14 protein-coding genes and 3 tRNA genes are annotated in these 13,123 nt (G+C 42.7%); 14 read left to right on the forward strand and 3 right to left on the reverse strand.

Annotated elements, in window-relative coordinates; genetic code table 11:
- Positions 1–23 precede the first annotated feature (23 nt).
- Complete coding sequence (locus tag CCS02_RS06520; RefSeq protein ID WP_072840588.1) at positions 24–821, reverse strand: response regulator; 798 nt, start codon at positions 819–821, stop codon at positions 24–26.
- Between the two features lie 140 nt (positions 822–961).
- On the opposite strand from CCS02_RS06520, the gene ppiC reads away from it, so the two are divergent.
- Genes ppiC through CCS02_RS06540 form a run of 4 tightly spaced genes read left to right on the forward strand, consistent with a single transcriptional unit; the run spans position 962 to position 3,732 of the window.
- Positions 962–1,240, forward strand: coding sequence for a peptidylprolyl isomerase PpiC (gene ppiC, locus CCS02_RS06525; protein WP_072840589.1), 279 nt, complete (start codon positions 962–964; stop codon positions 1,238–1,240).
- Between the two features lie 20 nt (positions 1,241–1,260).
- Positions 1,261–1,689, forward strand: a complete 429-nt coding sequence (locus CCS02_RS06530) for a TIGR01244 family sulfur transferase (RefSeq protein ID WP_072840590.1) — start codon at positions 1,261–1,263, stop codon at positions 1,687–1,689.
- Positions 1,690–1,730: 41 nt separating this feature from the next.
- Positions 1,731–2,342: a helix-turn-helix domain-containing protein gene (locus CCS02_RS06535; protein ID WP_072840591.1), complete on the forward strand. Its 612-nt coding sequence runs from the start codon at positions 1,731–1,733 to the stop codon at positions 2,340–2,342.
- Positions 2,343–2,385: 43 nt separating this feature from the next.
- Positions 2,386–3,732 carry a class II 3-deoxy-7-phosphoheptulonate synthase gene (locus CCS02_RS06540; protein WP_100185543.1) on the forward strand — a complete coding sequence of 449 codons (1,347 nt, stop codon included), beginning with the start codon at positions 2,386–2,388 and terminating at the stop codon, positions 3,730–3,732.
- A gap of 102 nt (positions 3,733–3,834) precedes the next feature.
- On the opposite strand, the gene CCS02_RS06545 is transcribed toward CCS02_RS06540, so the two are convergent.
- A complete protein-coding gene (locus CCS02_RS06545) occupies positions 3,835–4,536 on the reverse strand; it encodes a GIY-YIG nuclease family protein (protein ID WP_100185542.1) in 702 nt (233 codons plus the stop codon).
- Between the two features lie 105 nt (positions 4,537–4,641).
- Positions 4,642–5,268 (reverse strand): O-methyltransferase, encoded by a 627-nt coding sequence (locus tag CCS02_RS06550; protein WP_100185541.1) that lies wholly within the window; start codon positions 5,266–5,268, stop codon positions 4,642–4,644.
- 238 nt (positions 5,269–5,506) lie between these two features.
- Here CCS02_RS06550 and thrS point away from each other — a divergent pair, with 238 nt between their 5' ends.
- The 10 genes from thrS to CCS02_RS06600 all read left to right on the forward strand — a co-directional run bounded on the left by thrS (position 5,507) and on the right by CCS02_RS06600 (position 13,110).
- Positions 5,507–7,444: a threonine--tRNA ligase gene (gene thrS, locus CCS02_RS06555; RefSeq protein ID WP_100636148.1), complete on the forward strand. Its 1,938-nt coding sequence runs from the start codon at positions 5,507–5,509 to the stop codon at positions 7,442–7,444.
- Positions 7,445–7,452: 8 nt separating this feature from the next.
- The gene (gene infC / locus CCS02_RS06560; protein ID WP_100185539.1) at positions 7,453–7,986 is read left to right on the forward strand and encodes a translation initiation factor IF-3; all 534 of its coding nucleotides are present in this window, start codon (positions 7,453–7,455) and stop codon (positions 7,984–7,986) included.
- Between the two features lie 93 nt (positions 7,987–8,079).
- The gene (gene rpmI, locus CCS02_RS06565) at positions 8,080–8,274 is read left to right on the forward strand and encodes a 50S ribosomal protein L35 (RefSeq protein WP_012070284.1); all 195 of its coding nucleotides are present in this window, start codon (positions 8,080–8,082) and stop codon (positions 8,272–8,274) included.
- Between the two features lie 47 nt (positions 8,275–8,321).
- Complete coding sequence (gene rplT / locus CCS02_RS06570) at positions 8,322–8,678, forward strand: 50S ribosomal protein L20 (RefSeq protein WP_012070283.1); 357 nt, start codon at positions 8,322–8,324, stop codon at positions 8,676–8,678.
- Between the two features lie 129 nt (positions 8,679–8,807).
- Positions 8,808–9,803 carry a phenylalanine--tRNA ligase subunit alpha gene (pheS, locus tag CCS02_RS06575; protein ID WP_072840597.1) on the forward strand — a complete coding sequence of 332 codons (996 nt, stop codon included), beginning with the start codon at positions 8,808–8,810 and terminating at the stop codon, positions 9,801–9,803.
- A gap of 22 nt (positions 9,804–9,825) precedes the next feature.
- Complete coding sequence (gene pheT, locus CCS02_RS06580) at positions 9,826–12,210, forward strand: phenylalanine--tRNA ligase subunit beta (RefSeq protein WP_100636149.1); 2,385 nt, start codon at positions 9,826–9,828, stop codon at positions 12,208–12,210.
- A gap of 4 nt (positions 12,211–12,214) precedes the next feature.
- The gene (locus CCS02_RS06585; RefSeq protein WP_012070280.1) at positions 12,215–12,511 is read left to right on the forward strand and encodes an integration host factor subunit alpha; all 297 of its coding nucleotides are present in this window, start codon (positions 12,215–12,217) and stop codon (positions 12,509–12,511) included.
- A gap of 288 nt (positions 12,512–12,799) precedes the next feature.
- Positions 12,800–12,876 (forward strand) — tRNA-Pro (locus tag CCS02_RS06590).
- Between the two features lie 13 nt (positions 12,877–12,889).
- Positions 12,890–12,965: transfer RNA gene (locus CCS02_RS06595), tRNA-Thr, on the forward strand.
- A 69-nt stretch (positions 12,966–13,034) separates the two neighbouring features.
- Positions 13,035–13,110 (forward strand) — tRNA-Thr (locus CCS02_RS06600).
- Positions 13,111–13,123: the final 13 nt, after the last annotated feature.

Below are 13,123 nucleotides of genomic sequence, written 5' to 3' on the forward strand. Positions count from 1 at the left end.
AAAAAGGTTAAGCGATTTGGTTGTTAATTTAGGATTTTCGCTAATAGCTTTCTTACTACGCTTGGTTCAAAGGGCTTTCCGCAGATCGCATCAACACCTTCTTGGGCGATATTTGATAGTTGGCTATCTTCTGAGTTTGAGCTCACCATTAGTATGGGGATGTGTGCTAATGCAGGGTCTAATCTAACTGCTTCGGTTAGTTCTCTGCCATCCATTTCTGGCATGTTGTAGTCTGTAACAATAAGGTCAAACTCCATTTCGTTAAGGAGTGCAATTGCTTCTTTGCCATTTTCTGCGAATTGTATATCCTCAATTCCCATTGTGTTTAGTGTTTTGCTTACATGCTTTCGTGCCATCCGGCTGTCATCTGTAACCAGTACGCGAAGGCTTTTTGGGTCGAACATTTCTAAGTCAATTTCTTCCTCAACGATAAGGTCTAAGGTCGCGTGAATGGCGCGAGTTAGGTCTTTTTGGTTGAATGGCTTGGGGAGGATAGCGAGTACGCCAGATTGTCTTAGGTGTTCTAAATGATCTCTATTTCTTTCGCTAGAGATTAGCATAAAGCACTGATTTTCAGTTTCTTCATTGTTTCTGATTCGATCAATGAGGTCATTGGCTGAGCCATCAGGGAGATACATTGAAGATATTACAAGGTCGGGTGGAAAAGAAGAGAGTGACTCGATAGTTTCTTGGATGTTGTTTGCGTATGCAATTTGCTTTATTCCGGCTTCTTCAAGTGCTTTGGTGATAACTTTCCTTTGCATGTCTGATGGTTCTACGAGAAGAAAGGAGAGGTCGCTTATTGCTGCATAAGTACTCATATTGTAAAGCCGCCTATATATTTTGTGTTGATACTACTTTTGCCAAGAATATTTAAGGTTAGTGATTGCTTATAGTTAATTCTATTATACTAAATAGGTTAACATGTTTTATCTAGTTTATTTGAGTGATAGGGGTGTGAATGTCGACGGCGAGTGCGTGTCATATTTTGGTTAAGACGAAAGCAGAAGCGGAATCCTTAAAATTGAAATTGGATAAAGGTGCTGACTTTCATAAATTGGCCAAGCAATTTTCTACTTGTCCTTCTGGTAAGAAGGGTGGAGATCTTGGTGAATTTCGTAAAGGGGATATGGTGCCGGCTTTTGATAAGGCGGTTTTCGGTGGCCCTTTATATAAGATTCAAGGGCCTATTAAAACGCAATTTGGTTTCCATCTTATAAAAGTGTTGTATCGTTCTTAAATGTATTTAAGGAGAGATTTATGAGTAATGTTATTCAACTTGATGACTCTTATTTTGTTGCGCCTCAATTAGTCGAGGCTGATTTGGCCTCACTTAAATCGCAAGGCTTTGAGCGAATTATTAATAATCGGCCAGAAGCGGAATCTGCTGATCAGCCTTCTGGTGAAAGTATTCGTGCTGCTGCTGAAGCGTTGGGTATGGAGTATGTGAGTAACTCAATAGATTTGTCTAAATTATCTCAAGAGCAAGTTGATTTTCAAAGTGCTGCTTTGCTTGAGGATAAGAAGACGCTGGCTTTTTGTCGGACTGGTACTCGATCTTCAGTGTTATGGGTGTTGTTAGAGAATGGTAAGGGCGGTAACTCTAGTGATTTGATATCTTACGTATCGGGTAAGGGCTTTGATCTCTCTCGTTGCTCCATGGCTATGGCGCCTTTGTTAAAAGTATAGATTCTATTCGGTTTCTTGTATAAAAGTAGTATTGGTAAATTATGGTTAGTCGTCCATCGTTAGAAACTGCCACAGCGTCAGATCCTGATCGGTTTGTTGAGCCACTGGAGCTTGGTAAACGTGTGAAGGAAATTCGTTTAGCGAAAGGCTGGACGCTGGAAGAGGTGGGAAAAAGAACAGGAATAGCTCGGTCAACGTTATCGAAAATCGAGAATGATCAAGTTTCGCCAAGCTTCACTATCGTGCAGAAGTTGATTAATGGTTTGGAAATGGATCTGCCACAGCTTTTTGTTGAGGCGAGTGAGCATTCTATTGCAGGGCGTCGAGATATTACTCGCAAAGGGAAAGGGGAGCCACATCCAACGGCAACTTATGAGCATGAGCTGTTAAATTATTCTATTAGCCGTAAGAAAATGGTTCCTTTTAAGACAACTGTAAGAGCTCGATCCTTTGCTGAATTTAAAGAATGGGTTCGTCATGATGGCGAGGAGTTTTTATTGGTTTTGCAAGGTAAAATTAATTTTTTCTCTGAACTCTATGAGCCGATTGAATTAAAAGAAGGTGATAGTGTGTATTATGATGCCACTATGGGGCACGCGGTCGTTTCCTTGTCGCTAAAAGACGCGGAAATCCTTTGGGTTGTTGCTCGTTAATATATATTAAAAAATAATGAATAGAATAAGGTTGTAGAAAATTATGTCACAGTGGAACGTAACAAGTTGGAGAGAAAAAACGGCGCTACAACAGCCTGTTTATCCTAATGCAGAGCATTTGGCTCAAGTTGAAAATACATTAGGAAAAATGCCTCCTCTTGTTTTTGCGGGTGAGGCGCGCCAGCTTAAAAAAGCTTTAGCGCAAGTGGCCAATAGGCAGTCATTTTTGCTGCAAGGTGGTGATTGTGCTGAAAGTTTTGCTGAGTTTCACGCTAATAATATTCGCGATACGTTTAAAGTTATGCTGCAAATGGCGGTTGTGTTGACTTATGCGGGTAAATGCCCCGTTGTAAAGGTTGGGCGCATGGCTGGGCAGTTTGCTAAGCCGAGATCGTCAGGTAGTGAAGTAATTGGTGGTATTGAATTGCCAAGTTACCGTGGTGATATCATCAATGGTATTGATTTTACTGAGCAGGCAAGGGTTCCAGATCCTGAGCGTTTGGTGCAAGTTTACAATCAAAGTGCTTCAACAATGAACTTGCTTCGAGCTTTTGCTCAGGGTGGATTTGCAGATTTACATCAAGTGCATCAATGGAATTTGGACTTTTTGAATGCGAGTCCAGCGGGTAGTCGTTTCCAGGGCGTGGCTGACAAAATTGATGATGCACTTCAATTCATGGAGGCGTGTGGCATTGGTCCTGGTTTAGCTCAGTTAAAAGAGACAGATTTTTATACTTCCCATGAGGCGTTGTTGTTGCCTTATGAGCAGGCTTTGACTCGTAAAGATAGCTTGACTGGTGACTGGTATGATTGTTCTGCGCATATGTTATGGATTGGAGATCGTACTCGTCAATTGGATGGTGCTCACGTAGAGTTTTTACGTGGTGTACAAAACCCAATTGGTGTAAAGGCTGGTCCTACTATGGATCCAGAAGATTTGCTAAGATTGTGTGATGTGTTGAATCCAAATAATGAAGCAGGTCGTTTGAATATTATTGTGCGTATGGGTGCAGATAAGGTTGAAGACGGCATGCCTAAGCTCATTCAAGCAATTCAGCGTGAAGGTAAGCAGGTTGTGTGGAGTAGTGACCCGATGCACGGTAATACTGTCAAAGCGTCTACGGGTTATAAGACTCGACGTGTTGATGACGTGTTGAGAGAAGTTCAGCAATTCTTCCAGGTTCATAATGCTGAGGGGAGTTATGCGGGTGGTGTTCACTTTGAAATGACAGGGCAGAATGTTACCGAGTGTGTTGGTGGTGCGTTTGAGGTGACTGAGGCGGACTTAGCTGACAGATACCATACTCATTGCGATCCACGCTTAAATGCCGATCAGTCTTTGGAGTTGGCGTTTATGATTTCAGAGACGCTTAAGAAAGCTAGGGCTTAATTTCTGCTCATTTGTTTTGTAAAATTTAAATAGACAAGATTTAGATATTAAAAAAGCTCAGTTATTAATTTAACTGAGCTTTTTTGTATCTAATTTTTCAGATTAACTTTTACGGCGACGAAATGCGGATGAGGCAGATTTGGATGTCACATCAATTTTTGCCATGATGAGAGCCATTTCTTCTGCTTCTGCTTGCTGCTGTGATTTTAATTTTTCTTCACGTTCTTTTTTTGATGCTTTCTCAGCTTCGCTTAGCATCTTCTGGATGCTGGCCTTGCTTTTGGTGCGAGCTGGTGCTTTTTTCTTTTCTGTGGCTGCTGCAGCGAGTGGGGTGCCTAATCTGTCTTCACCGATGAGTTCGCCAAAGAATGATTTTGTTGTTGGGGCTGGCTCAAGTGTTTTTTTTGGGAGTTCAACAGTCTTTTTTGTGGCTACTTTTCTTGTTTTCTTGGGCTGTTCTGCTGTCGATACGCCATTCGCATCAAATAATGCTTTTTTGCCTAGATTTAGATTTGTGGCTTTTTCCGCTGTCTGTGCAATCTTATAGCCGCGTAAGCTCTCACCGTTATAAATAGAAATGTAGTCTGTTTCTAATTCATACAGTTCTTCTTTGTCGCTTGTTTCAAATAGTTCTTCAACTGTAAAAGCTTCAACGCCATTCTCCCTAATGTCGTTGTATAAAGGGAAGTCTAAACCTTCGCTAGTTGCTTCTACGTATTGTTCGAAACGTTGAAAGCCACTATTGAAAGACGTTCCAATGTAGTGTTTGCCGGAGATGTTATTTGTGATTTTAAAAACGACCAAAATCGCTGCCTCTTACGTAATATCTTTTTAATAGCACATAAACCCCATTCACCAGAGGTGACCCAAAGGTGACCCAAAGGTGAATGGGGTTTATAAGAAATAGGGTTAGTGTTTTACGACGATGTTAAGACCGTCACGAACGTTCAGATGAACGTTTTCAACTCGATTGTCTTGCGCGATTAGGCGGTTGACTTGGTTGACAGCAATATCGCTGTTTTCTTTCGGGTCTAGAACTCTTCCTTGCCATAGGGAGTTATCAATAATGATAAGGCCACCAGATCTAACAAGCGGTAGTACTGCTTCGTAGTAATTTAGGTAGTTACGTTTATCGGCATCAATAAAGACAAAGTCGAATTCCCCTTCAAGGGATTCGATCGTATCGAGAGCGGGTCCAAAAATCGCTTTGATTTTTTTACCATGCTCGCTGCGATCAAAAAAAGACTGAGCGAATTCAATTGCTCTGGGATTGGTTTCACAACAAATAAGCTCACCACTTGCAGGCATGCCTTCTGCGATAGACAATGCTGAATATCCAGTAAACATGCCAATTTCTAACGCGCGCTTGGGTTGTGCTATTTTTGCCAGAAGCTTCAGCGTACGGCCGATGGTTTTTCCTGATAACTTATTTGGGTAGCCCATATCAGAGTAGGTTTTTTCAACCAGCTCAACTAATAGGTCAGGTTCTGCTTGAGTCGTCTCAATGCAGTAGTCGTCAAGATTATTGAGATCCATAGTGCCTTTTGATAAATGAAGTCTGTGTGAAACGGATGCTAATTTTACTCCGCATGCTGAGAATGTCTATGGCTTAATGATAGAAAAAGGGCTTGATTTTTGTCGATGGCCGTTACACGGTGAAAAAGAGGGTATTTAAATTAGATTCGCATGAATAATCGAAAAATGATAATTTATGCGCTGAAATTTACATGTGCTCTTTGGTATGGAGCACCACTGACTCCGATAGGGGAATAAAATGCCTGTAATTACTTTGCCAGATGGCAGCCAACGTTCTTTTTCAAACCCAGTAACTGTTATGCAAGTCGCCGAGGATATTGGTCCTGGTTTGGCTAAAGCAACGGTGGCGGGGCGCATAGACGGTCAACTTGTTGATGCGTGCGAACTTATTTCAGACGACGCTAAGTTAAGCATCATTACAGGGAAAGACCCTGAAGGTGTTGAGATTATTCGTCACTCTTTTGCTCATCTTGTTGGTCATGCTGTTAAGCAGTTGTATCCGACTGCACAAATGGCGATCGGACCTGTTATCGATGAAGGTTTCTACTACGACATAGCATACGAGCGTCCTTTTACGCCTGATGATTTGGCGGCCATTGAAAAGCGCATCGGTGAATTGGTTAAGACGGATTACGATGTTGTTAAAAGAATGACGCCAATAGCGGAAGCTCGCCAGCAATTTGTTGACCGTGGTGAAGGCTATAAAGTGGCATTGATTGATGATATGGATGAGTCAACGAAAGAAGTTGGTTTGTATCATCACGAAGAATACATGGATATGTGTCGTGGTCCACATGTGCCAAATACCCGTGTGTTACGTCATTTCAAATTGATGAAGCTTGCTGGTGCTTACTGGCGCGGTGATTCCAATAATGAGATGCTGCAGCGTATTTACGGTACTGCCTGGAACGATAAGAAAGAATTAAAAGGTTATTTGACACGCATTGAAGAAGCGGAGAAACGTGACCACCGTAAGTTAGGTAAGAAGCTAGACCTTTTTCATCTTCAAGAAGAAGCTCCAGGCATGGTGTTCTGGCATCCTAAAGGATGGCGTTTATATCAAGCTGTTGAGCAATATATGCGTCAGAAGCAGCTTGATAATAATTACCAAGAAGTAAAAACACCTCAGATCGTAGATCGTGTGCTTTGGGAAAAGTCAGGGCATTGGGGTAAGTATCATGAAAACATGTTTACCACGCATTCTGAAAACCGTGATTACGCAGTTAAGCCGATGAACTGTCCTTGTCATATACAAGTGTACAACCAAGGACTTAAGAGTTACCGTGATCTGCCGTTCCGTATGGCTGAATTTGGTTCATGCCACCGTAATGAGCCTTCAGGTGCATTGCATGGTATTATGCGTGTACGTAACTTTGTTCAAGATGATGGGCATATCTTTGTAACAGAAGGGCAGATTCAGCAAGAAGTATCTGAGTTTATCGATCTGTTGCATGAGGTTTATGCAGATTTCGGTTTTGATAATATTGTTTATCGCTTGTCTACTCGTCCTGAGCAGCGCGTTGGCTCTGATGACGTTTGGGATAAGGCTGAAAAGGCGTTGTCTGAAGCGTTGGACTCTGCAGGGCTGGATTGGGAGGAGTTGCCAGGGGAGGGGGCGTTTTATGGTCCTAAAATCGAGTTTTCTCTGAAAGATGCCATTGGTCGAGTGTGGCAATGTGGTACTATTCAGGTTGATTTCTCGATGCCTACTCGCTTAGGTGCGCAATATGTATCGGAAGATGGCTCTCGTCAAACACCGGTTATGTTGCATCGTGCTATTGTTGGATCGCTTGAACGTTTCATTGGTATTTTGATCGAAGATACAGAAGGTGCCTTTCCGGTCTGGCTTGCGCCCGAACAAGTTGTTATCATGAACATTACTGATCGCCAGGCAGACTATTGTTCTGTTTTGGAAAAAAGATTGAATTCAAATGGCTTTAGAGCAAAACTTGACTTGAGAAACGAGAAGATCGGGTTTAAAATCCGCGAGCATACTCTTCAACGAGTGCCGTATATGATTGTCGTTGGTGATAAAGAAGTGGAGCAGCAACAGGTTGCTGTTCGTACTCGCACCGGCGAAGACCTTGGAGTGATGAGTATTTCCGATTTTGAAGGTTTGCTTCAACAAGAGATTGCTCGCCGTAGCCGTAAACAAGAAGTGGAGATAGTACTATAAAAGGTAATATGAATCGTGGGCGTGCAGCTAGTAAGCAGCGCCCTCAAATCAACGAGAACATTCGAGCAACTGAAGTGCGTTTAATCGCAGCTGATGGTGAACAAGTTGGCGTTGTCTCTCTAGAAGAGGCACTAAAAGCAGCTCAAGAAGCTACTTTAGATCTAGTGCAAATTGCTGATTCAGATCCGATTGTTTGCAAAATCATGGACTACGGTAAGCATATTTTCGAAGCGAAGAAAGCGAAAGCTGCTCAAAAGAAAAATGCGAAGCAGATCCAAGTTAAAGAAATGAAATTCCGTCCAGGGACGGAGGAAGGGGATTATCAGGTAAAACTCCGCAACCTGATACGTTTCCTTGAAGGCGGGGATAAGGCCAAAGTATCACTACGATACCGCGGTCGTGAAATGGCCCATCAGGAGCTTGGCATGCAGCTTATGAATCGAGTCGCAGTAGACTTAGAGGATTACGGTGTAGTAGAACAAGCCGCGAAAATGGAAGGTCGTCAATTGACGATGGTGCTAGGCCCCAAAAAGAAGAAGTAATTTTAAATAACTTAGCTTTAAGGGTTTCGGCTCTTAAAGACTAAATTATTAAGAAATTACACTAACATTAACGAATGCGAGAGTGGTTTTATCATGTCCAAAATTAAGTCACACAGTGGCGCAGCTAAGCGCTTCAAACGTACCGCGAATGGTTTTAAGCATAAGCAGTCTCATACTAGTCACATTTTGACTAAAAAATCGACTAAGCGTAAGCGTCATCTTCGTTCTATGAACCAGATTGCGCAAAGCGACAAAGCGTTAATTGTACGCATGTTGCCATACATCTAAGTCTAGATTTTTTTAGTTCATTAATTTATTAGTATAAGGTTTATATTATGCCTCGCGTAAAACGTGGTGTTCAGGCTCGTCGCCGTCACAAGAAGATTTTAAAGCAAGCTAAAGGCTACTACGGTGCACGTAGTCGTGTATTTCGTGTAGCAAAACAAGCTGTTATCAAAGCTGGTCAGTATCAGTACCGTGACCGTCGTCAGCGTAAACGTCAATTCCGCGCATTGTGGATTGCTCGTATTAACGCTGCTGCACGTATCAATGGTCTATCTTACAGCCGTTTTATTGCTGGCTTGAAACAAGCTGCAATTGAAATCGACCGTAAGGTTTTGGCTGACCTAGCTGTGTACGAGAAAGAAGTTTTTGCTGCTATCGTTGAAAAAGCGAAAGTAAGCTTGGCTTAATTTCTGACGTAGCCTTAGGGTGATTCGATCTTGAAAGATTTCGTCTTAAAAGAAAGAATTACTCAATGCAGTCTTTGATAGGGGAAGAGCCAATGGTTCTTCCCCTATTTTATTTTTTGGAGTGTGTAAATGGAGAACCTAAAGCAGATTCTTGCTGATGCGCTAAGCGCAGTAGCTGCGTCTGAGAGTGAGTCCGCACTGGATGATGTACGTGTGCATTATTTAGGTAAGAAGGGCGCTCTGACTGCTTTGTTGAAGCAACTTGGTAATGTTTCTGCAGAGGAACGACCAAAATTTGGTCAGCTGGTCAATGAAGCAAAAGATCAAGTTCAGGAAAAAATTACTGAGCGTAAATCATCTCTTGCGAAAGCGGCGTTAGACGCCAAGCTTGCGACTGAGACGATTGATATCTCCTTATCTGGTAAGGGTCAAGAAGTGGGTGGTTTGCATCCAGTGACTCGTACAATGGAGCGTATTGAAACCTTTTTTCGTGGTATTGGCTTTGATGTGGCTTCAGGGCCAGAAATTGAAGACGATTATCATAACTTTGAAGCTCTAAACATTCCTGCGCATCATCCTGCGCGAGCAATGCAAGATACCTTCTACTTTAATCCGTCAACCGTACTAAGAACGCATACATCTCCTGTTCAAGTTCGCACAATGGAAACGACGCAGCCGCCAATTCGAATCATTTGTCCTGGTCGTGTTTATCGTTGTGATTCAGATCAAACTCATACTCCTATGTTTCATCAGGTTGAAGGTTTGTTAATTGACGAAAATATTTCCTTTGCTGATCTAAAGGGTATTTTGCAACAGTTTTTAAACGTCTTCTTTGAGGATGATTTAAAAGTGCGCTTCCGTCCTAGCTATTTCCCATTCACTGAGCCTTCAATCGAAGTAGACATTATGCGCACAAACAGCAAGGGCGAAGAGTCTTGGCTGGAAGTGTTGGGTTGTGGCATGGTTCACCCGAAAGTGCTTGAAATGTCAGGAATTGATTCCGAGAAATATACAGGTTTTGCTTTTGGTATGGGCGTAGAGCGTTTTGCTATGCTGCGCTATAAAGTAGACGACCTTCGTATGTTCTTCGAGAACGATTTGCGCTTCCTTAAACAGTTCAAGTAACCAGTCGACCTAGGATGTTTTTATGAAAATTAGTGAGAATTGGCTAAGAGAGTGGGTCAATCCAGACATCAGTAGCGATGATTTGGTTGCTCAGATAACGTTAGCTGGCCTTGAAGTGGATGAGGTTTTACCTGCTGCCTCTGAATTTTCGGGTGTAGTAGTGGGTGAGATTATCGGTGCAGAACCTCATCCGAACGCTGATAAATTGCAGGTATGTCAGGTGTCTGATGGCATAGAGACCTTTCAGGTGGTTTGTGGTGCGCCAAATGCGCGTCCAGGCATCAAAATTCCTTTTGCTAAAATTGGCGCAGTGTTAGGTGCTGATTTTAAAATTAAAAAAGCCAAGCTTCGCCAAGTAGAGTCTTTTGGTATGTTGTGTTCTGCCTCTGAATTGGGGTTGAGTGATGATCATGACGGTATTATGGAATTGCCTGCCGTTGCTAAAGCGGGCGAAGACTTTCGTGCTTTTTTAGGTCTTGATGATCAGATAATTGATGTTGATCTGACGCCTAATCGCAGTGACTGTCTAAGTGTTGCTGGTTTGGCTCGCGAAGTGGGTGTTTTAAATAAAGCTGATGTGACACCGGTTAGCGTCACTCCGGCCGACATTGCTATTGATGATGCTTTCCCAGTGCGAGTAGAAGCGGCAGATGCTTGTCCCCGTTATTTGGGGCGTGTTGTGCGTGGTGTTGATGTTAAAGCTCAGACTCCTTTATGGATGGTTGAGAAGCTCCGTCGCAGTGGTATTCGCTCAATTGATCCAATTGTAGATATCACTAATTATGTGATGCTTGAGTTGGGTCAGCCGATGCATGCCTTTGACTTGGCAAATTTGTCAGGTTCGATTGTTGTGCGAATGGCCAAAAAAGATGAAAAAATCGTCTTGCTTGACGGTCAGGAAGTGACACTTCGTGATGATACTTTGGTTATTGCTGATGAAAAATCACCACTAGCTATTGCTGGCATTATGGGTGGCGAAGGGTCTGGGGTTAACGAAGAGACGAAAGATATCTTTTTAGAGAGTGCTTTCTTTGCGCCATTGTCTTTGGCTGGTAAAGCGCGTTCTTATGGTTTGCATACAGATTCCTCTCATCGATTTGAGCGTGGCGTAGATGCAACTCTGCAAGAGCGAGCAATTGAACGAGCTACTGCGCTAGTTGTAGAAATAGCTGGCGGTCAAGTTGGTCCAATTACGCATGCTGTTAATGAGGCTTCTTTGCCTGAAGCGGCATTAGTAACCCTGCGTCGTAAAAAGCTTGATCAGTATTTAGCAATGTCTATCGACAAAGATCTTGTGACAGATATTTTGACTCGTCTCGGTTTGGAGATGGTTGAAGTCACTGAGGAAGCTTGGACGACAAAAGCACCATCTCATCGCTTTGATATCGCCATAGAAGCTGATTTGATCGAAGAGGTTGCCCGCATCTACGGTTACGACAATCTTCCTTCTTCTATGCCTCAGGCTGCGGTCAACTTTACGCCTTTGTCAGAGACTAAAACTCAGATTCAAGTATTGCGTTCGATCTTGGTTTCACAGGGCTATCAAGAAGCGGTTACTTATAGCTTTATTGATCCTGTGTTGAGCAAGCAATTTCTACCTAACATCGAGCCTGTGCCATTGGCGAATCCTATTTCAGCAGACATGGGTGTAATGCGTCCAAGTTTGGTGCCGGGATTGGTTAAAGCGTATCTTTACAATCAGAATCGTCAGCAGTCGCGTGTGCGTTTATTTGAGACTGGTCGTCGTTTCATTGGTTCTGTTGAGGCTTTGGCTGATTTGGATCAGCAGCAGCAAGTGGCTGGCCTAATTGCAGGTACTCGTCATGCTGAAGCTTGGTATCACGGCAGTGAGAAGGTTGATTTCTATGACCTGAAGGCACACGTAGAAGCTTTGTTTGCTTTAAATGACGGCGGCAAGCCAACTTACGAGCGCTCTAGTTGTGAGTTTTTACATCCCGGTCGCTCCGCTGATATCTTTTTGGATGGCAAGTTTGTTGGTTTAATAGGGGAGTTGCATCCTCAATTGTCTAAGACATTAGGTGCGAATCAACCTATTTATGTATTTGATATCGCTTTAAATGCGGTATTGAATGCAACTTTGCCTGAATATAAGGCTGTTTCTCGTTTCCCTGAAGTTCGTCGTGACCTGGCATTATTAGTTGATCGTTCTGTTCCTGTTAGTGAGTTGGAGAGAGTGATTTCTGCAACGGCTGGTGATGCACTTAAAAATGTATTGGTTTTTGATGTTTATCAGGGCCAAGGTATTGATGATACGAAAAAAAGTGTCGCTTTGGGCTTGACGTGGCAGCATCCTTCACACACTCTTAGTGATGAAGAAGTGAACAACTCAGTTGAACAAACTGTTGCAGCTTTGTCTGAGCAGTTGGGAGCCGTTGTAAGGGGGTAGATTTATGGGATCGTTGACAAAAGCGGACCTTGCTGAAAATTTAGTGGATTCAATTGGTCTAAGTAAAAAAGACGCCAAAGATCTTGTAGAAGGTTTTTTTGACGTAGTGCGTAGTTCACTAATAGAAAGACAGCAAGTTAAGTTGTCGGGCTTTGGTAATTTTGAAGTGCGCGAAAAGAGTCAGCGCCCTGGTCGAAATCCTAAGACGGGAGAGGAGATTCCAATTACTGCGCGTACCGTTGTTACTTTTCGACCTGGGCAGAAGCTTAAGTCAAAAGTTGAAGACTATATGCAAGAGTAGTTCGAAATGTTTCTAAAAAAGCCATCCACTGGGATGGCTTTTTTGTATCTAGCTGTTCAATACGCCTATTTATCTAGTGTTGAGCCGTATAGTGTGTATCTTTGGTTAATAAGGCTAGTATGAAAAGTAGAATCATATTTAGATCAATGTTTAAGCGATAAACTCCTAAATTTCTAGCGTCATGATTAAATTGAAAAAAAGTTTATAAAAGTCTTCCCTTTTCAATTCGTTATAGTAATATACGCACCCGCTGACAGGGACAGAGTTTAACTCTTTAGCTGTTGGTTTCGGGGCGTAGCGCAGCCTGGTAGCGCACTAGCATGGGGTGCTAGTGGTCGCAGGTTCAAATCCTGCCGTCCCGACCAAAATTTGAGAAATGCCGCTATAGCTCAGTTGGTAGAGCATCTGACTTGTAATCAGAGGGTCCCGAGTTCGACTCTTGGTGGCGGCACCATAATTTGGTCGAAGTTTCTTTCTTTAGAAATGAAGAGTAGGAATAAAAAAAGATTTTGCTTTTATTAAAGCCGCTATAGCTCAGTTGGTAGAGCATCTGACTTGTAATCAGAGGGTCCCGAGTTCGACTCTTGGTGGCGGCACCACTTCTTAGGAAGT

Source organism: Marinomonas sp. ef1 (genome assembly GCF_002806845.1).
GTDB lineage: Bacteria > Pseudomonadota > Gammaproteobacteria > Pseudomonadales > Marinomonadaceae > Marinomonas > Marinomonas polaris.

Bases quoted from the DNA above. Each gene is read 5' to 3' on its own strand.
- CCS02_RS06550 (WP_100185541.1), bottom strand. From the start codon at position 5,268: ATGGATCTCAATAATCTTGACGACTACTGCATTGAGACGACTCAAGCA.
- rplT (WP_012070283.1), top strand. From the start codon at position 8,322: ATGCCTCGCGTAAAACGTGGTGTTCAGGCTCGTCGCCGTCACAAGAAG.
- CCS02_RS06540 (WP_100185543.1), top strand. From the start codon at position 2,386: ATGTCACAGTGGAACGTAACAAGTTGGAGAGAAAAAACGGCGCTACAA.
- CCS02_RS06520 (WP_072840588.1), bottom strand. From the start codon at position 821: ATGAGTACTTATGCAGCAATAAGCGACCTCTCCTTTCTTCTCGTAGAA.
- CCS02_RS06585 (WP_012070280.1), top strand. From the start codon at position 12,215: ATGGGATCGTTGACAAAAGCGGACCTTGCTGAAAATTTAGTGGATTCA.
- pheS (WP_072840597.1), top strand. From the start codon at position 8,808: ATGGAGAACCTAAAGCAGATTCTTGCTGATGCGCTAAGCGCAGTAGCT.
- infC (WP_100185539.1), top strand. From the start codon at position 7,453: ATGAATCGTGGGCGTGCAGCTAGTAAGCAGCGCCCTCAAATCAACGAG.
- ppiC (WP_072840589.1), top strand. From the start codon at position 962: ATGTCGACGGCGAGTGCGTGTCATATTTTGGTTAAGACGAAAGCAGAA.
- CCS02_RS06535 (WP_072840591.1), top strand. From the start codon at position 1,731: ATGGTTAGTCGTCCATCGTTAGAAACTGCCACAGCGTCAGATCCTGAT.
- CCS02_RS06530 (WP_072840590.1), top strand. From the start codon at position 1,261: ATGAGTAATGTTATTCAACTTGATGACTCTTATTTTGTTGCGCCTCAA.
- pheT (WP_100636149.1), top strand. From the start codon at position 9,826: ATGAAAATTAGTGAGAATTGGCTAAGAGAGTGGGTCAATCCAGACATC.
- rpmI (WP_012070284.1), top strand. From the start codon at position 8,080: ATGTCCAAAATTAAGTCACACAGTGGCGCAGCTAAGCGCTTCAAACGT.
- thrS (WP_100636148.1), top strand. From the start codon at position 5,507: ATGCCTGTAATTACTTTGCCAGATGGCAGCCAACGTTCTTTTTCAAAC.